General features: G+C 72.3%; 16 protein-coding genes. 5 read left to right on the forward strand and 11 right to left on the reverse strand.

The genetic code is table 11. The features are described from left to right. Window positions 1-4: 4 nt before the first annotated feature. On the reverse strand, window positions 5-880 hold the full coding sequence (locus SACE_RS25780; RefSeq protein WP_009950787.1) for an NAD(P)-dependent oxidoreductase: 876 nt from the start codon (window positions 878-880) through the stop codon (window positions 5-7). A 154-nt stretch (window positions 881-1,034) separates the two neighbouring features. Here SACE_RS25780 and SACE_RS25785 point away from each other — a divergent pair, with 154 nt between their 5' ends. Together SACE_RS25785 and SACE_RS25790 are read left to right on the forward strand one after the other, a co-directional pair. Then, a complete protein-coding gene (locus SACE_RS25785) occupies window positions 1,035-1,250 on the forward strand; it encodes a hypothetical protein (RefSeq protein ID WP_009950786.1) in 216 nt (71 codons plus the stop codon). Between the two features lie 87 nt (window positions 1,251-1,337). Continuing rightward, entirely contained in the window at window positions 1,338-1,901 is a 564-nt protein-coding gene (locus SACE_RS25790) for a GNAT family N-acetyltransferase (protein WP_009950785.1), read from the forward strand. 168 nt (window positions 1,902-2,069) lie between these two features. Here SACE_RS25790 and SACE_RS25795 read toward each other — a convergent pair whose 3' ends face one another. The 3 genes from SACE_RS25795 to SACE_RS35895 form a co-directional block, all read right to left on the reverse strand. Then, entirely contained in the window at window positions 2,070-3,896 is a 1,827-nt protein-coding gene (locus SACE_RS25795) for an AMP-dependent synthetase/ligase (protein WP_009950784.1), read from the reverse strand. A 367-nt stretch (window positions 3,897-4,263) separates the two neighbouring features. Further along, the gene (locus SACE_RS25800; protein WP_009950783.1) at window positions 4,264-4,527 is read right to left on the reverse strand and encodes a hypothetical protein; all 264 of its coding nucleotides are present in this window, start codon (window positions 4,525-4,527) and stop codon (window positions 4,264-4,266) included. A gap of 164 nt (window positions 4,528-4,691) precedes the next feature. Further along, window positions 4,692-5,924, reverse strand: a complete 1,233-nt coding sequence (locus SACE_RS35895) for a lysozyme (RefSeq protein WP_009950782.1) — start codon at window positions 5,922-5,924, stop codon at window positions 4,692-4,694. Window positions 5,925-6,440: 516 nt separating this feature from the next. Here SACE_RS35895 and SACE_RS25810 point away from each other — a divergent pair. The 3 genes from SACE_RS25810 to SACE_RS25820 all read left to right on the forward strand — a co-directional run bounded on the left by SACE_RS25810 (window position 6,441) and on the right by SACE_RS25820 (window position 11,245). Next, window positions 6,441-8,831, forward strand: coding sequence for a Tex family protein (locus tag SACE_RS25810; protein WP_011874690.1), 2,391 nt, complete (start codon window positions 6,441-6,443; stop codon window positions 8,829-8,831). 1,023 nt (window positions 8,832-9,854) lie between these two features. Further along, window positions 9,855-10,463, forward strand: a complete 609-nt coding sequence (locus SACE_RS25815; protein WP_009951220.1) for a phosphatase PAP2 family protein — start codon at window positions 9,855-9,857, stop codon at window positions 10,461-10,463. Window positions 10,464-10,534: 71 nt separating this feature from the next. Further along, a complete protein-coding gene (locus tag SACE_RS25820; RefSeq protein ID WP_009951219.1) occupies window positions 10,535-11,245 on the forward strand; it encodes a dienelactone hydrolase family protein in 711 nt (236 codons plus the stop codon). A 147-nt stretch (window positions 11,246-11,392) separates the two neighbouring features. On the opposite strand, the gene SACE_RS25825 is transcribed toward SACE_RS25820, so the two are convergent. From SACE_RS25825 to SACE_RS25855, 7 genes are all read right to left on the reverse strand, one after another. Further along, the gene (locus SACE_RS25825; protein WP_011874691.1) at window positions 11,393-12,331 is read right to left on the reverse strand and encodes an endonuclease/exonuclease/phosphatase family protein; all 939 of its coding nucleotides are present in this window, start codon (window positions 12,329-12,331) and stop codon (window positions 11,393-11,395) included. A 228-nt stretch (window positions 12,332-12,559) separates the two neighbouring features. Further along, the gene (locus tag SACE_RS25830) at window positions 12,560-13,303 is read right to left on the reverse strand and encodes a MerR family transcriptional regulator (RefSeq protein WP_009951217.1); all 744 of its coding nucleotides are present in this window, start codon (window positions 13,301-13,303) and stop codon (window positions 12,560-12,562) included. Between the two features lie 145 nt (window positions 13,304-13,448). Next, on the reverse strand, window positions 13,449-14,195 hold the full coding sequence (locus SACE_RS25835) for a FadR/GntR family transcriptional regulator (RefSeq protein WP_009951216.1): 747 nt from the start codon (window positions 14,193-14,195) through the stop codon (window positions 13,449-13,451). Window positions 14,196-14,244: 49 nt separating this feature from the next. Beyond that, entirely contained in the window at window positions 14,245-15,012 is a 768-nt protein-coding gene (locus tag SACE_RS25840) for a 3-oxoacyl-ACP reductase (RefSeq protein WP_009951215.1), read from the reverse strand. Between the two features lie 100 nt (window positions 15,013-15,112). After that, complete coding sequence (locus SACE_RS25845) at window positions 15,113-16,483, reverse strand: aldehyde dehydrogenase family protein (RefSeq protein ID WP_009951214.1); 1,371 nt, start codon at window positions 16,481-16,483, stop codon at window positions 15,113-15,115. Continuing rightward, entirely contained in the window at window positions 16,480-17,208 is a 729-nt protein-coding gene (locus SACE_RS25850) for a gamma-glutamyl-gamma-aminobutyrate hydrolase family protein (protein ID WP_009951212.1), read from the reverse strand. The genes SACE_RS25845 and SACE_RS25850 overlap by 4 nt, the downstream gene beginning before the upstream one ends. Then, the gene (locus SACE_RS25855; protein ID WP_009951211.1) at window positions 17,189-18,550 is read right to left on the reverse strand and encodes a glutamine synthetase family protein; all 1,362 of its coding nucleotides are present in this window, start codon (window positions 18,548-18,550) and stop codon (window positions 17,189-17,191) included. The genes SACE_RS25850 and SACE_RS25855 overlap by 20 nt, the downstream gene beginning before the upstream one ends. Between the last annotated feature and the right edge of the window lie 25 nt (window positions 18,551-18,575).

The following is an 18,575-nucleotide window of genomic DNA, read 5'->3' on the forward strand; positions in this document are numbered from 1 at the left end:
GCGCTCAGAGCGAGGGGTCGCGGATGACGTTGATGAGGCTGGTCCAGCTGTCCTTGCCGTGCCCGGCCGCGACGGCCCGCGCGTAGTGCGACTGGATCGCCTTCGGCAGCACCAGGTCGATCCCGGCCGCCTCGCTCGCGCCCACGAGGTGATCCGCCGAGGCGCCCATCATCAACGCCGACGCCGCCTCGCCCGGGTGGACACCCTCGTCGACGGCCTCGGCCGCACCGGCGAGGAAGTAGGAGACGCCGTCGAAGTTCTGCACCGCCCACGGCAGGAACTCCTTCGGCGGCACCCCCGCCGAGCCCAGCAGCGCGGTCGCGTGCAGGTACAGCGACAGCGACCCGAGGAAGATGTCCATCTGCGCCAGGTAGTAGAGCTGGGCCAGGCCGGGGTCGGTGCCGACGTAGTCGGGCCTGCCGATCAGGCGCAGCACCGGCTCGTGGGCGTCGAGCACCTCGCGCGGGCCGCTGTAGTAGGTGTAGGCGCTTTCGTCACCGACCAGGTTCTCCGGCACCATGATGCCGCCGGTGAGGAACCGCGCGCCGCGCTCGGCCGCCCACTTCGCGGCCTCCCGGCCGCGCTCCGGGGTGTCGGAACTGAGGTTGACGACGACCTTGCCGGAGAGGGACTCCCCGTCGCCCAGGATGTCGTACATGGCCTGGTAGTCGGTCAGGCTCAGCAGCACCAGCCCGGAGGCCGCCACCGCCTCTGCCGGGGTCTGCGCGCGCACGGCGCCCTCGGCCACCAGGGCGTCGGCTCGACCGGGCGTGCGGTTCCAGACGGTCACCGGGTGCCCGGCGGCCAGCAGGACCCGCACGATGCTGCGGCCCATCGGGCCCAGGCCGATCACGGTGACGGCTTCCTTGTGCTCGTTCATGGTCTCTTCCCGCTCGTCGTTGGCTGACCTGTCCGACTCTGCCGCCGGGCGCGCACGAAACGCCGACGGTTCGCGCACGGCCCGGGAGCGGGCAAAGCTCTGCTTCACAAGCGGCGGAGCCGCTTGCGGTGTGGGACTCAGCCCACACCGCCACGTGAACCAAGTCTGGAAACCCCTAGCGGGTGAGCCGGGCCTCGAGGCCGTCGAGGAGCTGGCGCAGCCCGGTCTCGAAGAGCGGGAGATGCGCGAATACGTCCGGGCGTGCCAGGAGCTCGCCATCACCAACGGGCGCGGCGAGCAGGACCAGGGACCGCTCAACCGGGCAGCCCGGTCGGTCACGCTCAAGCCGTACTCGGTGCAACCGGTCTGATGCCTTGGCTGCCGCGGAAATCCGAGGTTGCACGCCACCGGATCCGGCTAGGATGCGAACGGGGATTCGAGTGGAACGGAGTCGCGGATGTTGTCGTGCCGACTGGACGAGGGTGCCGAGCTCCGGCCGCTGGAACCGTGGCAGGCCGCCGAGTTCGCGGCGCACGCCGACCGCGACCGCGCCCACTTCGAACCGTGGCTGCAGTGGACGCAGCTGGTCACCGACGAGGAGTCGGCGCGTGCCTTCCTCCAGCGCTACGCCGACCGGCAGGCCGCCGACGACGGCCGGATCTACGGGATCTGGTCGCACGGCAGGCTGGTCGGCGGCACGCTGTTCCGCATATTCAGCCCAGCCGACGGCCTCTGCGAGATCGGTGTCTGGTTGTCCCCGGAAGCGCAGGGCCGCGGGCTGATCACCCGGGCGGCGCGGCTCATGATCGACTGGGCTGTCGGCGAACGCGGCATGCACCGGGTGGAATGGCGCAACGCGGTCGAGAACGAGCGCAGCAAGGCCGTCGCCAAGCGGCTGGGCATGACCCTCGACGGTGTCCTGCGGGAGGCTTTCCCCTACCTGGGCCGCAGGTTCGACATCGAGGTGTGGTCGCTGCTGGCGAGCGAGTGGCGTTCCGGCGACGCGCCCCCACGCGCGTAGGCGCCCAGCCGGCGGGCACCGCTGCCCGGCAGCGGTCCGCGGGCTGGGCGGCGTTCCGCGGGCTGGGCGGCGTTCCGCGGGCTGGGCGGCGTTCCGCGGGCTCCGTGCGTCGGCAGGCACCGATCCGCCCGGACCGCCGTCCGGTCCCTCCGGGACCTCAGCCCGTCGTCACGACGAGTACATCCCGTCCAGGGCGTCCTTGTTGCGCTCCTCGACGACGCGCCGCTTGACCTTCAGGCTCGGCGTCAGCTCACCGTCCTCGATGGACAGATCGCGGGTGAGGATGGTGAAGCTCTTGATCGTCTCCCACCGGTTGAGCCCGGCGTTGAGCTGGTCGACGTAGTCCTGCACGAGGTCGCGCACCTCGGCGGAGGAGACGATCTCGGCGTAGCTGCGCCCTTCCAGCCCGTTGTCGCGGGCCCACGGCACGATCGTCTCCTCGTCCAGGGTCACCAGCGCGGTGCAGTAGTTGCGCCCCGGGCCGTGCACCAGGAACTGGCTGACGTACGGGCAGATCGCCTTGAACCGGCCCTCGATCGCCGTCGGCGCGATGTACTTGCCGCCGGAGGTCTTGAACAGGTCCTTCTTGCGGTCGGTGATGCGGATCAGCCCGTCCGGGTCCTGCTCACCGATGTCGCCGGTGTGCAGCCAGCCGTCGGCGTCGAGCGTCTCGGCCGTCTCGGTCTCGCGGTGGTGGTAGCCCGACATCACCCCGGGACCCTTGATCAGGATCTCGCCGTCATCGGCGATGCGCATCTCGGTGCCGGGCAGCGGTTCGCCGATGGTGCCGAAGCGGTAGTTGTCCGGCCGGTTGATCGAGGTGCCCGCCGAGGTCTCGGTCAGCCCGTAGCCCTCCAGGATCAGCACGCCCGCGGCGTCGAACCACTCGGCGATCTGCGGGTCCAGCGGCGCGGATCCGGAGATGAAGAACCGGACCCGGCCGCCGAAGCGTTCGCGGATCTTGGTGAACACCAGGCGGTCGGCCACCTTGTGCGCCATCGCCAGCCGCGGGGGCACCGGCTTCTTGTCCTGCCGCAACCTGGAGACCCGGCGCCCGACGTCGAACGCCCAGTCGAAGATCTTCTTCTTCACCCCGCCCTCGCCGGCGGCCATGGTCAGGATCCGCGCGTGGGCCTTCTCGAAGATCCGCGGCGCCGCGCCCATGATGGTCGGCCGCACCACGGCCAGGTTGTCGACCAGGCGGTCGATCCGGCCGTCGATCGCGGTCGCGAACCCGACGGCGAGCTGCGCGCACATCAGGACCTTGCCGAAGGCGTGGGCCATCGGCAGCCAGAAGTACTGCAGGTCGTCAGGGGAGACGATGCCCTGCTCGGCGACCGCCCAGCCCTCGTAGGTCCACGCCGAGTGCAGCAGCCGCACACCCTTGGGCGCGCCGGTGGTGCCGGAGGTGTAGATGACGGTCGCCAGCGCGTCCGGCGCGGTGGCCTCGACCCGCTCGCGCACCACGTCCGGGCGTTCGGAGAGCAGCTGGCCGCCCAGGTCCTCCAGCTCGGCCAGCGAGATCACCCAGTCGCCGTCGGGCGTGCCGTCGAAGGTGACCACCTTGCAGACGTCGCCCAGCTCGTCGCGGTGCTCGCGCAGCTTGGCGATCTGCTCGTCGTCCTCGGCGAAGACGATGCGGCTGCCGGAGTCGGACAGGATGTAGGCGACCTCCGACGACACCGTGCTCGGGTAGACGGTGGTGGTCGCCGCGCCCGCGCACATGATCGCCAGGTCGGCCAGCACCCACTCGTACCTGGTCCCGGAGGCGATCGCGACCCGCTCCTGCGGCCCGATGCCCAGGGTCAGCAGTCCGGCCGCGAGCTCGGCGACCCGGTCGGCGGCCTGCGCCCAGGTGACCGATTCCCAGCGGTCACCCCGCGGGAAGCGGTAGGCCTCCAGATCGGGGGTGTCGGCGACCCGGTCGAGGAACATCCGGCCGACCGAGGCCGGACGCCGTTCGACGCCGGTCGGGGTCTGCGTGCTGGCTTCCATCGAATCCCTCCGGGGAGTGGACCAGACAAAACGCCCTGCGGGGGCTGCGTGTTCCAGCACACTAGAACAAAGAGCTACTTGCGGGTAGCCCGAATGTCGGCCAGTGACCCGATTGGACCGATCCGGTACCCGCTCGCTACCGGGACGTGTCCCCGGCAGGTGAGCCGCGGGCGGCCCGGTCTCGGGTGGCGAGCCGCAGGTGGCGGACGAGGCGGTGAGCCGCAGAGCCCGGTCTCGGGTGACTCGAGCCGCATGCGACGCCCGGACTTGGACGTTGAGCGGCGGGGCCCGGTCTCGGGCGTTGAGCCGCGGGCGGCGGACGTGAACCGCGGAACCCGGCGGCGCGGGCTCCGCGGTCGGCGCGTGCTCAGGCCTCGGCGAGCAGGTGGTCGACGTGGTCGGCGAAAGCCGCCAGGCCCTCCAGCAGCGCGGTGTACTCGGCTTCCCGGTGGCCGACCTCCAACCAGTGCCGGAGCATGGCGGCCTCGTGCCGCAGGCCCGTCAGGTCGTCGGCGTCGGCGGTGTCCAGCACGTCGATCCGGTATCGCAGGACGCGGGCGGACTCCAGCGCGGTCAGCACCGGCAGCAGGCCGGACTCGCCGTGGGCGCATGGCGACTGGTTCAGGATCAAAGCTTCTCCTCGCGGGTCTGGACCGGAAAAGACCCCTGCCCTCCCGGTGGCCGCCAGCATGCACGTTCGAACCGCACGCCGTCCCGGGCCCTTGGTCCCGACCTGCGCTGACGCGCGAGAACGGGCCGCCCGCTCGGCGCGGACGGCCCGTTCTGCTGCCCGGGTCAGTTCGAGGCGAGCTGCTTGAGCCGCTCGATACCGCCCTGGAACTGGTTCAGGTCGGTCGGCTTGCTGATGCCTGCCACCTTGCCGCTGTCGGTGTACTGCCAGAAGTCCCAGTTGTCGAAGCCCGCGGGGACCTTCGGGTTGCTCACACCGTAGGAGGCCAGCCACAGCGGGTGGTCACCGTAGTCGGCGGTGCCGCCCATGCACTGGTTCCAGAAGGACGGGTTGGCGTAGATGATCGGGTCCTTGCCGGTCGCGTCCTTGATCTTGCGGTTGAAGGTGTCGGTCCACTGGTGCATCTCCTGCACCGACAGCCCGTAGCAGCCGCCGCCCTTCGGGTCGACCTCCAGGTCGAGCACCGGGGGCAGGGAACGGCCGTCGGGCTGGTAGTCGGCGGTGGCCAGCAGCCGGTCGGCCTGCGCCTCGGCGGACTTGTCGGGCCGCGCGAAGTGGTAGGCACCCGCGATCAGCCCGGCCTCCTTGGCGCCGTGGTACTGCTCGCTGTAGCGGGGGTTGGTGAAGCTGGTGCCGTCGGTGGCCAGCACGAAGGTGAACTGCTTGCCGTCGGCGGCGACCTTGCGCCAGTCGATGGAGCCGTTGTGGTTGGAGACGTCGATGCCCTCGGCGGGCGGACCCCACGGAGCCTCCGGCTCGGGGGCCGGCGGCGCCTCCGGCGGCACGTCCCCGTCCCCGCCGTGCGGGTCGGCGGGAACCGGAGCCTGGCCCGGGTTCTGCGGGGCGCCGGCGGGCAGCGCGGCCGTCTGCGCGGCCTCCTCCACGTCCTGGCCGCCGGAGACGCCGCCGGCGCTGCCGACCACGACGGCGACGATGCCGAGCGCGGCCGCCGCCGCGCCCAGCTGCATCGAGCGCACCCGGGCGGGCACCGGGGACTGCTTGCCCGCGGTCAGGTCGTTGCCGAAGGCCGAGTTCAGCCTGCCCTGGACCTTGTCCTGGGCCGCTTCCACCTGCGGCGCCACCCTCTCCCAGAGGCGCCGCGCGAGCGGAGCGATCCACTGCTGGATGCGCAGCAGCAGCGGCGCGAGCCACTGCCGCACGCGCTGCGCGGCGGGCGACTCACCGATCCGGTGAACCACCGGCCGAACCTGGTCCACGGCGGAACGCACCGCGTGGTCGGCCTTGAGGGCCGTGGAACGCAGACCGCGGTCCTGCGTCTCGTTCGAGGTGTCGGGGGTTTCGGGGTTTCGGGATTGGTCGGGGGATTCGGGTCTCACGTGTCCCCACACTCCAGCACGGAGAGTGCACGAGCATCGCGGTTTGTACGTACGCGACTACCTAGATTGACCCGATAGGGGTAACCATGGACCTCTATGCTGACTACAACCTGTGAGAAACGAGCTGTTTTTTGGCTTGGGTCACAGACCTCGGTCACAACGAGCGACGATGAGACCCCGGACACAGCGGGTGACCGGCGATCTTGTTCAGGGCCTTGTCCGGGGGCAGTCCGCCCCTGGCCGGGGACTCCTGGTCGCGGCCTGGGCACCGCTCGTTCAAGCCGCGGTCGTGCTCCCGCCGATCTACCGGCTCGACCCGGCGGCGCAGTCTGCCACAGCGGCACGGGGCTGCCGGGAGCACCTCCGGCGCTCGGTGACCTCCCCCTCCCCGCGGGCGAAAGTGCTGGGCAAGCGGCTCCCGACACGCCGACGCGAGTGCCGGGCGGGGCCGCCCGCGGCTTCCGGCAGAATGCACGGCGGATCTTCGGCGTAGCTCGGATAAGGCGGATCAGGATCGTGACGACATCTGTTCACAACAAGATCGCCGAGGAGCTCGGCGTCCGCGAGCGGCAGGTGCAGGCGGCAGTCGACCTCCTCGACGGCGGGGCGACCGTGCCGTTCATCGCCCGCTACCGCAAGGAGGCGACCGGCGCCCTCGACGACGCCCAGCTGCGCACCCTGGAAGACCGGCTGCGCTACCTGCGGGAGCTGGAGGAGCGGCGCGCCACGGTGCTGGAGTCGATCCGCTCCCAGGACAAGCTCGACGACGCGCTGGAAGCCAGCATCATGGCCGCCGACTCCAAGGCCCGGCTCGAGGACATCTACCTGCCCTTCAAGCCCAAGCGCCGGACCAAGGCCCAGATCGCGATCGAGGCCGGGCTGCAGCCGCTGGCCGACCTGCTGCTCTCGGACCCCTCGCACGACCCGCGCGAGACCGCGGCGGGCTACGTCGACGCCGACAAGGGCGTGGCCGACGCGCAGGCCGCGCTCGACGGCGCGCGGGCGATCCTGGTCGAGCGCTTCTCCGAGGACGCCGACCTGATCGGCGACCTGCGCGAGCGCATGTGGACGCGCGGCAGGCTCGTCTCCCGCGTCCGCGACGGCAAGGACGAGGAGGGCGCGAAGTTCTCCGACTACTTCGAGTTCTCCGAGGCCTTCACCGACCTGCCCTCGCACCGCATCCTCGCGATGTTCCGGGGGGAGAAGGAGGAGTTCCTCGACATCGCGCTCGAACCCGACGACGGCACCGAGCAGCCCGAAGGGCCCACCGAGTACGAGCGGCGCATCGCCCAGCGGTTCGACATCGCCGACCAGGGCAGGCCGGCCGACCGCTGGCTGTCCGACGTGGTGCGCTGGGCCTGGCGCACCCGCATCCTGACCCACCTCGGCATCGACCTGCGGCTGCGGCTGCGCCAGTCGGCCGAGGACGAGGCCGTGCGGATCTTCGCGGCCAACCTGCGCGACCTGCTGCTGGCCGCCCCGGCGGGGACCCGCGCGACCATGGGCCTGGACCCGGGATACCGCACCGGCGTGAAGGTCGCCGTCGTCGACGGCACCGGCAAGGTGGTGGCCACCGACACCATCTACCCGCACCAGCCGCAGCAGCGCTGGGACGAGGCGATCGCCAAGCTCGAGAAGCTGGCCCGCGCGCACGGCGTCCAGCTCGTCGCCATCGGCAACGGCACGGCCTCGCGCGAGACCGACAAGCTGGCGGGCGAGCTGATCAAGAAGCACGCCGACCTCAAGCTCACCAAGATCTCGGTCTCGGAGGCGGGCGCGTCGGTGTACTCCGCGTCGCCCTACGCCTCGCGCGAGCTGCCCGACCTGGACGTGTCGCTGCGCGGCGCGGTGTCGATCGCGCGAAGGTTGCAGGACCCGCTGGCCGAGCTGGTCAAGATCGACCCGAAGTCGATCGGCGTCGGCCAGTACCAGCACGACGTGTCCGAGACCAAGCTGTCGCGCTCGCTGGACGCGGTGGTCGAGGACTGCGTGAACGCCGTGGGCGTCGATGTCAACACGGCCTCCGCGCCGCTGCTGACCCGGGTCTCGGGCATCGGCGAGGGGCTGGCCGACAACATCGTCCTGCACCGCGACTCCAACGGCCCGTTCCGCTCGCGCAAGGCCCTCAAGGACGTCGCGCGGCTCGGCCCCAAGGCGTTCGAGCAGTGCGCGGGCTTCCTGCGGATCCCGGACGGCGACGACCCGCTGGACTCCTCCGCCGTGCACCCCGAGGCCTACCCCGTCGTGCGCCGCATCCTGGAGCGCACCGACAACGGGATCTCCGGGCTCATCGGCAACACCCGGGTGCTGCGCGGCCTCAAGCCGGAGAGCTTCGTCGATGACAAGTTCGGCCTGCCTACGGTTACCGACATCCTGGCCGAGCTCGAGAAGCCCGGACGCGACCCGCGCCCGACGTTCAAGACGGCGACCTTCGCCGACGGCGTGGAGAAGATCGGCGACCTCAAGCCCGGCATGCGCCTGGAGGGCGTGGTCACCAACGTCGCCGCCTTCGGCGCGTTCGTCGACGTCGGCGTCCACCAGGACGGCCTGGTGCACGTCTCGGCCATGTCGAAGAACTTCGTCAGCGACCCCCACGACGTCGTCAAGTCCGGCGACGTGGTCCGCGTCAAGGTCCTCGACGTCGACATCCCGCGCAAGCGGATCTCCCTGACCCTCCGGCTCGACGACGAAGCCGGCGGCTCCGGCGGCCGCGCGGAGCGCGGCCAGTCCGCCGGAGGCAGCGGCGCCGGCGGCGCTGCTGGCCGCCGCAACGGCGGCGGCAACGGCGGCGGCAAGCGCCCGCAGCGCGGCGGCCAGCAGCGCCGCGAGGCGCCGCAAGGCGCCCTCGCCGACGCGCTGCGCCGCGCGGGCTTCGACAACGGCGGCGGCCAGCGCAGCGGCCGGTAGGCCGCGGCTGGCCGTCCGGCCGCCGGAGGCGGACGGCGGCCGCCGGAGGCGGACGGCGGCCGCCGGAGGCGGACGGCGGCCGCCGAAGCGGAGCGGCGGCCGCCGAAGCGGAGCGGCGGCCGGGACGGCCGCGGCCGGGAGGGCGGAGGCCGGAGCGGCGGAGGCCGGAGGCCGGGAGCGGTGACCCGGGCAGCAGGGCGGAGCGGTCGCCGGACGTCGGACGGCGGCGGAGCGGCGGCGACCGGAGCGGAGCGGCGGCCGGGACGGCGGAGGCCGGAGGCGGGGCGCCAGCGGCGGGCCGCGGGAAGGCCGGGGCGGCAGCGCAGCGCGGGAGCAGCACGAGCCGCGGAGCGGCGACCCGGACGGCCGGGGCGGAGCGGCCCGCCGGACGCCGGACGGCGGCGGAGCGGCGGCGACCGGAGGCGACCGGAGCGGTAGCGGAGGCCGGGAACGGCGCCCGGGAGCGGAGCGGATGCGCGGCGGCAGCGGAGCGACCGGAGCAGCGGCGGCGCGGCTGCGGTTGACCAGCCTGACGGGGACGGGATGATGGCGCGGCGGCGGACTCGCAGCGTCACGGCCGGAGCGGTAGTGGGCGGAGCCAAGCCGCGCCGGCCCTCGGCCGCGGTGGCGCACACGGGCGCGCAGTGGCATCGGGGCGGAGCAGCGGATCGGCGGCGGTCGAAGCGCTGCCGTGGCCCGCGCGCTATGACAGCGGTGGCCCCGGCGGCAGCGGCGGTGGTCCTGGCGGCAGCGGCGGTGGCCCCGGCAGCAGCGGCGGTGGTCCTGGCGGCGGCGGTGGTCCTGGTGGCAGCGGCGAAGATCCGGGCGGCAGCGGGTGGATGGAACGCCGCGGGCGGCGGAAGCCTGGCTCGGCTCGGTGGCTCGCGATGGCTGGCGGTGGCGCGCGTGTCCGGGGCCCCGGCCTGCCGCCAGACGATCTTGCCCAGCATGCGCCCAAGCTCCCGGCGGGCGCGGATAGTGTGCTGAGCGAGCGCAGAGCACTTCGAGCGAGAGGTGGGCCCGGTGGCCGCGACCGAGGAAGGCCCGCAGGCCGCGGGAATCCGGCTGGCCCGGATCGTTGCCGAGGTCTTCGCGCCCGCCGTGCTGGTCTGCGCGGTCACCGTCGCGATCGCGCTCGCCAGCAGCCCTGACCTGCCCGCCGGGCTGCTGTGGGCGCTGGTGTCGGCGGGTTTCTGCTCGGGCATCCCGATCTGGTTCCTCGCGCGCGGCGCTCGGGCGGGCCGGTGGGACACCCACCACGTCCGCGACCGGGAGGACCGCATCCTGCCGCTCACGGTCGCCGTCGGTTCGGTGCTGCTCGGTCTGGTCATACTCGTCTTCGGCGGTGCGCCCGGCGCGCTGGTGTCACTGGTGACGACGATGCTGGTCTGCCTCACCGCCGCGACGGTCGTCACGAAGTGGTGGAAGATCTCCATGCACGCCGCCATCGCGGCGGGCACGGTCGCGATCACCGCGCTGACGTTCGGGCTGTGGTGGTGGCTCGCCACTTCCGTGGTGACGCTGGTCGGCTGGTCGCGCGTCGTGACCGGCGACCACACCCCTGCCCAGGCGATCGGAGGTGCCGTGCTCGGCACGGCTCTCGGCGGCGGCCTGTACGCCGTGCTGCTGTGAGCGGCCGGCCCCCGGACCGGGCCCGCCGAACCTAATGCGAGACGCCTGCGTTCCGCGCTAGGTTCGCACGCATGGCCACCGCACAGATCAGCACCCCCAACGGCATGATCCCCGCCTACGTCGCGACCCCGCTCCCCGCGGTGTCCGGCCCCGGGCCGTGGCCCGGCGTCGTGGTCGTGCACGACGCCGCCGGCCTCAGCGACGACATCCGCGCGATCGCCGAGCGCTTCGCCACCGCCGGCTACCTCGCCGTCGCTCCCGACCTCTACGCGCGCGGCGGTTTCGCGCGGTGCGTGCGCTCGGTGATGCGCGACCTCCAGCAGGCGCGGGGCCAGGCGTTCGACGACGTCGACGCGGCGCGGAGCCACCTGACCGGTCGCGACGACTGCACCGGCAAGGTCGGCGTCGCCGGGTTCTGCATGGGCGGCGGTTTCGCCATCATCGGCGCCTCACGCGGATTCGACGCGTCGGCTCCCTACTACGGCCAACTCCCCAGCGACCCGTCCGTCCTGGACGGTGCCTGCCCGATCGTCGCGTCCTTCGGCGCGAAGGACCCGATGTTGCGGGGCGCGGCGGCCAAGCTGGAGTCCGAACTCTCCGCGCGAGGCATCACCCACGACGTCAAGGAGTACCCGGACGCCGGGCACAGCTTCGCCAACCGCCTGCCCCTGGGCCCGTTCAACGTCCTGGCCAGGGTGGCCGGCTTCGGCTACCACCACGAGACGTCGGAAGACGCGTGGCGGCGGGTCCAGAACTTCTTCGCGGAGCACCTGACAGCCTGAGCGGAGCACCTGACAGCCTGAGCCGAACACCCTCGCCGCCTGAGCGGAACACCCTGGCCGCCTGAGCGGAACACCTGACAGCCTGAGCGGAACACCCGGGGCGCCTGAACGCCCGAAGGTGGATGGCGGCGGCCGCGGCCGTCGCGGTCACCAGCTGAAGAAGCTCACCACGGCGGCGTGGTCGGTGGGCCACTCGTTGCCCGCGTGGTCGGGAACGGGCGCGGGTTCGCCGCGCACCTCGGCGGTGGACGACACCGTGCGCGCCGAACCGGCGTGGTGCACGAAGTCGATGCGGTCCTGCGGCTCGTCGGCGCCGGTGGACCCGTCGTGCTTGGGGTAGACCGGGGACCACGTGTTTCCGGGCGTCGCCACCGGGTCCGCGTTGGCTTCGCGGAAGGAGTCGGCCAGACCCGCCTCGGCGACCGCGACGCTGGTCGGCCACTGGACGGTGTAGCCGCAGTGGCTGTCCTGCGCCGCCCCGGTCCAGTCCAAATGGGACGGTGCGTTGAAGTCGCCGGTGAGGAAGACGGGTGCGCCGCCGGCGCGCGCCTGCTCGATCTGCGGCGCCATCTTCTCCAGCGTCTCGCGGATCTCGTCGACGCGGCCGGAGGATTCCTCCCGGTCGAGGATCTGCTGCGGCGTCATGTGGTCGAAGCACGCGTCGTAGGGACCGTACGGGGTGTAGTTCAGGTGCACGGTCCACACGACCGCCTGCCTGCCGTCGTCGAGTTGCAGCCGCGCACCCACTCCGACGCGGGACTGGAAGCGCTCGACGATCGGATAGCGGCTCAGCAGCGCGACGTCGCCGGTCTGGTAGCTGTGCCAGCCGAGCCGACCGGCGAGCTCGTCGGCCAGCGTGCCCTCCGTCTCCTGCATGCCGAACACGTCCGCGCCGCTGGAACGGACGAACGCCTCGGTCTTCGCCACTCCGTCGTCGACCTGGGTGCCGCCGTGCCAGGCGTTGAGCGAGACGACGCCGAAGGTCGCGTCGTCGTCGCCCGGTGGGCCCGCCGCGGCGGAGCCGGCCGCGGTGCAGAGCAGGGCTGCGGCCAACGGGACCGCCATCAGTCGACTGCCAGCGCGCATGCGGCACCCTCCATGCTCGATCATGACCGAAACAAGGTAGCACCGATCAACTGCGCGCAAAATCAGTTCGGGACGGCGGCCAGGTGAACAGAGGACTCGGCGCCCAGGTGATCAGCACGCGCAGCGGCCCAGGTGAACAGCAGGCGCGGCGGCCCAAGTGAACAGCGGGCGCAGCAGCTCAGGTGAACAGCGCGCGGCGACCCAGAGGAACGGAAGGCGCGGCAGCGCTCAGGAAGCCTCGCCGGGCTTCTTCTCCAGCAGCTCGATGAGCTTGTCGCCGAGAACCTCCGGGATGACGCGTTGCGCCGAACGCGCGGCGGCGGCGCTGAGCGCCGACATCACCAGCGTCCGCAGCCGTTGCAGGACGTCGGCGTAGTGCGGGACCTCGTCGCGGCTGGGCGTCCACTCCGCGGGCCCGAGGACGTGCTTGCGCACGACCTCGACGAGCAGACCCGCGACGTGGTCGACGTCGCTCTGCAGCTGCTCGGCCAGGTCCAGGACCTCGTTCAGCGGCACGCCGAGCGACACCAGCTCGCGGCCGGCGTCCAGCAGCTGCGGGCTCGGCGCGACGAACTTGGCGCCCCTGCGCTCCAGCAGCCCGAGATCCTGGGCGCGACGCATGTTCGACGGCGTGAACTGCTTGCCGAACATGGTCCGCAGGTCGGTGGTGGTGACCGCCCGCGGCGCCTCCTCGGCCCAGGACTCGCCCATCACCTCTTCCAGGCCGAGGACGTCGGCCAGGCTGCGGCCGGACTCCCAGGCCGACAGCATCTCCCTGATCTGGGCGAACGCGTACCCGCGCTCCAGCATGTTGATGATCATCCGCAGCCGGACCAGGTGCGCGTCCGAGTAGATGGCGGCGCGGCCTTCCCGCCGGGGCGGCGGCAACAGCTCGCGGTCCTGGTAGACGCGCACGTTGCGCACCGTCGTGCCCGCTGCCTGCGCCAAGTCGTCGATCCGGTACTCCGCCACTCCACGCAGTCTAGTTGCCGTCGGGATCAGGGTGCGGGCAACCGGGGATGATCTCCCCTCGCTCCCCCGGAGCGGTTGCGGGGGAGCCGCACGGGCCGGAGGAAAGGCCCACGGTGACCACACCACGGTCGCGCCACCGAGGGGCTTACGACAGGAAGCCGCGCAGCAGGGAGGCGGTGCCCTCCAGGTGCTCGGCCATGGCCTTGCGGGCGGCGGCCGGGTCGCCGTCCAGGATGGCCCGCACGACCTCCTCGTGCTGCTCGTTGGAGTGCACGATGTTGCGCTCCAGCAGCGGGATCGCGTCGAGCAGCTCGTTGAGCCGCATCCGCACGTCGGCGACCGCCGAGGTCAGCGACGCCGAGCCGGTCAGCTCCGCGATCGCCAGGTGCAGCCGGGAGTCCTGCCTGCGGTAGGTGTGCAGCTCCGCCGTCCCGGCGCTGGAGAGCCGCGACACCAGGTGCGCGCGCTCGGCCTCGCCGAGCTCGCGGGAGGCGGCCAGCTCCGCCGCGCCGGTTTCCAGGACGTGGCGGTGGGTGAGGGCGTCGTGCAGGTCGACGCCCATCTCCCTGGCGATGCGCCGCGGGCCCTTGCGGCTGGCCCGCGGCGGTTCGACGTTGACGAACGTGCCGCCGTAGCGGCCGCGGCGCGACTCGACGTAGCCGGACTCCTGGAGGGCGCGGATCGCCTCCCGCAGGGTGACCCGGCTGACGCCCAGCCGGGTCGCCAGCTCCCGCTCCGCGGGCAGCCGCTCCCCCGGCGCGACGACGCCGAGCCGGATCGCCTGCAGCAGGCGCTCCACGGTCTCCTCGAAGGCGTTGCCCGTGCGCACCGCTCGGAACAACGCGTCGCTGGCGCGGTTGCGCAGCACCAGCGGTTCTTCCTCGCTCGTCACCAGCTCTCCCCCGCACGTACCTCGTCGGGGGCGACGATACGCCGCGCCGTCACAGCGGCGTGACGTACGCACCCGAGATGCCGCCGTCGACCAGGAACTCCGACGCGGTGATGAAGGAGGCGTCGTCGCTGGCCAGGAACGCGACGGCGGCGGCGATCTCGTCGGCCTCGGCGAAGCGCCCCATCGGCACGTGGACCAGGCGCCGTTGCGCGCGCTCGGGGTCCTTGGCGAACAGCTCGCGCAGCAGCGGCGTGTCCACCGGTCCCGGGCACAGCGCGTTGACCCGGATGCCCTCGCGCGCGAACTGCACGCCCAGCTCCCGCGACATCGACAGCACGCCGCCCTTGCTGGCGGTGTAGGAGATCTGCGAGGTCGCCGCGCCCATCTTCGCCACGAACGAGGCGGTGTTGATGATCGAGCCCCTGCCCTGCTCGCGCATGTGGGGAATGGCGTACTTGCAGCACAGGTACACCGAGGTCAGGTTGACCTCCTGCACCCGGCGCCACGCCTGGAGGCCGGTGTCCAGGATGGAGTCGTCCTCGGGCGGGGAGATGCCCGCGTTGTTGAAGGCGATGTCCACCGAGCCGTGCTCGCGCTTCGCGCGGGCGAACAGCTCCTCGACGTCGGCCTCGCTGGTGACGTCGACCTGGACGAACAGGCCGCCCACGGCGTCGGCGGCCCGCTTGCCCGCGTCGGCGTCGACGTCGGCGACGACCACCTTCGCCCCCTCCGATGCGAACCGGCGGGCGGTGGCCAGGCCGATGCCGCCGGCACCGCCGGTGACGACGGCGACGCGGTCCTGAAGGCGTTGGGACAACGGGATCACTCCTCGGTAAGTGGTTGGGTATCGGGGGGCGCGAGCGCCGGCGGGTCGGGGTCCCCGGCGACCGCGCTGCTCGTCTCGACCGCGACCGCGGTCAGTCCGGCTCGGTGGCGATGAAGACGTTCTTGGTCTCGGTGAAGGCGTCGACCGCGTCCGGTCCCAGCTCGCGGCCCAGGCCGGACTGCTTGAACCCGCCGAAGGGCGTGCTGTAGCGGACCGAGGCGTGCGAGTTGACCGACAGGTTGCCCGCCTGGACCGCTCGCGAGACGCGCAGCGCACGGCCCACGTCGCGGGTCCAGATCGAGCCCGACAGCCCGTAGTCGGTGCGGTTGGCGATGCGGACCGCGTCGGCCTCGTCGTCGAACGGGACCACCGCCACGACCGGGCCGAAGACCTCCTCGGCGAACACCGGGTCGTCCAGGTCGACCGGTGCCAGAACCGTTGGGGGATACCAGAAACCGGGCCCCGACGGGTGTTCGCCGCGGAAGGCCACCGGTGCCCCGTCGGGCACATGGGCGGCGACGCGGGCGCGGTGCTGAGCCGAGATCAGCGGTCCCATCTCGGTCTTCTCGTCGGAGGGGTCGCCGACCACTACACCTCGCACCGCCGGTTCCAGAAGGTCCATGAACCGCTCGTACACCGCGCGCTGCACGAGGATGCGCGAGCGGGCGCAGCAGTCCTGCCCGGCGTTGTCGAACACCCCGTAGGGCGCGGTGGCCGCCGCCCGTTCGAGGTCGGCGTCGGCGAAGACGATGTTCGCGCTCTTGCCGCCGAGCTCCAGGGTGACGCGTTTGACCTGCTCGGAGCATCCGGCCATGATCGACTTGCCGACCTGCGTCGAGCCGGTGAACACGACCTTGCCGACGTCGGGGTGCGTCACGAACCGCTGCCCGACCACCGCGCCCTGCCCGGGCAGCACCTGCAACAGACCTTCCGGCAGTCCGGCCTCCAGGGCCAGCTCGCCGATGCGGATCGCGGTGAGCGGGGTCAGCTCGGCGGGCTTGAGCACCACGGCGTTGCCCGCGGCCAGCGCCGGGGCGAAGCCCCACGCCGCGATCGGCATCGGGAAGTTCCACGGCACGATCACGCCGACGACGCCCAGCGGCTCCTGGAACGTCGCGTTCACCCCGCCCGCGACCGGAATCTGGCGGCCGAACAGCCGCTCGGGCGCGGCGGAGTAGTAGTGCAGCACGTCGCGGACGTTGCCCGCCTCGCCGCGCGCGTTGCCGATCGTGTGGCCGGAGTTCTGCACCTCCAGCCACGCCAGGTGCTCGCGGTCGGCGTCGACCGCCTCGGCGAAGCGCCGCAGCAGCCGCGCCCGGTCGGCCGGTGCCAGGGCGTTCCACGACCGCTGGGCACGCACGGCGCGGGCGATCGCCTGGTCGGTGTCGTCCTCGGTGCACATCGCCACGGTGCGGAATACGTCCTCGGTGGCGGGGTTGATCACGGGGTGGGCGGTGCTCACCGCATACCTCCAGAATCTCCGGCCGAGGCCGACAGCGCCTCGAACAGCCGGATGTCGTCGGTGTCCTCCTCGGGGTGCCACTGCACTCCGACCACGAAGCGGTGACCGGGCAGCTCGACGGCCTCGACGGTGCCGTCCTCGGCGTGGCCGGTGACCTCCAGCCGGTCGGCGACCCGGTCCAGCGCCTGGTGGTGGTAGCAGGGCACTTCGGCCTCCTCGCCCAGCGCCCGAGCGATCCGGCTGCCCGGCCGCAGCCGGACCCGGGTGCGGCCGAAGACGGCGGGCGCGGGCTGGTGGCGCTCGTGCGCGACCCGCTCGGGCAGGTGCTGGTGCAGCGACCCGCCCAGCGCGACGTTGAGCACCTGCGCTCCCCGGCACACGCCGAGGACCGGCAGGTCGCGGTCGAGCGCGGCGCGCAGCAGCCGGGTCTCCCAGTCGTCGCGCTCGGGCCGGGTCACCCGCACCGTCTCGTGCGGAGCGCGGCGGTAGCGCGCGGGGTCCACGTCGGCGCCGCCCGCCAGCACGAGTCCGTCCACTGCGGACAGCGCGGCCGACTCGCCGTCGGGAAGCACCGGCAGCAGCACCGGAATCCCGCCCGCCCGGTGGACCGCGTGCACGTAGCTGGTCGGCAGCAGTGCCGCGTCGCGCTGCCACACGCCCCAGCTCGCGGTCTCGACGTAGGTGCTGATCCCGATGCGGGGCCGGTCAGAGCCGCTCGAAACCACGGATGCGCTCCCAGTCGGTAACCGCGGTGTCGAAGGCGTCGAGCTCGACCCGCGCGGCGTTGACGTAGTGCTCGACGACCTCGGGCCCGAACGCCTCGGCCGCGACCTTGCTGTCGGCCAGCAGGCGGGCCGCGTCGCGCAGCGTCGTCGGCACGCTTTCCTTCTGCGCCGCGTAGGCGTTTCCCTCCAGCATCGGTTCCAGCGGCAGCCGTTCGGCGATGCCGTGCAGACCGGCGGCCAGGGTGGCGGCGACCGCGAGGTACGGGTTGATGTCGCCGCCGGGCACGCGGTTCTCCACCCGCAGCCCGTCGCCGTGGCCGACCACCCGCAGCGCGCAGGTGCGGTTGTCCCGGCCCCACGCGACGGCCGTCGGCGCAAAGCTGCCCTTGGCGAAACGCTTGTAGGAGTTGATGTTCGGGGCGAAGAAGTAGGTCAGCTCCGGCAGGCAGGCGAGCTGCCCGGCGATGAAGTGCTCCATCAGCGGGGAGAACCCGTGCGGGCCGTCGCCCGGCAGCACCGGCCCGCCGGCGTCGCGCAGGCTCACGTGGATGTGGCTGGAGTTGCCCTCGCGGGCGTCGAACTTGGCCATGAAGCTCAGGCTCAGCCCCTCCTGGGCGGCGATCTCCTTGGCCCCGTTCTTGTAGAGCGCGTGGTTGTCGCAGCTCGTCAGCGCGTCGGAGTAGCGGATCGCGATCTCGTGCTGGCCGAGGTTGCACTCGCCCTTGGCCGACTCCACGTACAGCCCGGCGCCGCCCATGTCGTTGCGGATCCGCCGCAGCAGCCGCTCGATCCGGCCGGTGCCCGCGACCGAGTAGTCCACGTTGTACTGGTTGGCCGGGGTCAGTCCTTCGTAGCGCTTGTCCCAAGCCTGCTCGTAGCTGTCGCGGAACACCAGGAACTCCAGCTCGGTGCCGACGTGGGCGGTGAGCCCGAGCTCGGCGAGCCGGTCGAGCTGGCCGCGCAGCACCTGCCTGGGCGACGGGGCGACCGGTTCGCCCGAGTGCCACAGCACGTCGCACAGCACCAGCGCGGTCGCCTCCTGCCACGGGACCAGCCGCAGCGTGGCCAGGTCCGGCCGCAGGACGAAGTCGCCGTAGCCGGTCTCCCACGACGTCATCGCGTAGCCGTCCACAGTGGTCATGTCGACGTCCACGGCCAGCAGGTAGTTGCACGCCTCGGTGCCGTGGTCGAGCACCTGTTCCAGGAAGTAGCGCCCGGAGCACCGCTTTCCCTGGAGCCTGCCCTGCATGTCGGTCATGGCGACCACGACGGTGTCCACCGCGCCCGACTCCACCAGGCCGCGCAGCTCCTCGACCGCCAGCGGTTGATCGCTTGGCCCCACGGGCTTCCCCTTTCGGCCGCTCCGG

Source organism: Saccharopolyspora erythraea NRRL 2338, from assembly GCF_000062885.1.
GTDB classification, from domain to species: Bacteria; Actinomycetota; Actinomycetes; order Mycobacteriales; family Pseudonocardiaceae; genus Saccharopolyspora_D; species Saccharopolyspora_D erythraea.

Excerpts from the sequence above, each read along its gene's own strand:
- SACE_RS25780 (WP_009950787.1), bottom strand. The coding sequence starts at position 880 with ATGAACGAGCACAAGGAAGCCGTCACCGTGATCGGCCTGGGCCCGATG.
- SACE_RS25790 (WP_009950785.1), top strand. The coding sequence starts at position 1,338 with ATGTTGTCGTGCCGACTGGACGAGGGTGCCGAGCTCCGGCCGCTGGAA.
- SACE_RS25795 (WP_009950784.1), bottom strand. The coding sequence starts at position 3,896 with ATGGAAGCCAGCACGCAGACCCCGACCGGCGTCGAACGGCGTCCGGCC.
- SACE_RS25820 (WP_009951219.1), top strand. The coding sequence starts at position 10,535 with ATGGCCACCGCACAGATCAGCACCCCCAACGGCATGATCCCCGCCTAC.
- SACE_RS25825 (WP_011874691.1), bottom strand. The coding sequence starts at position 12,331 with ATGCGCGCTGGCAGTCGACTGATGGCGGTCCCGTTGGCCGCAGCCCTG.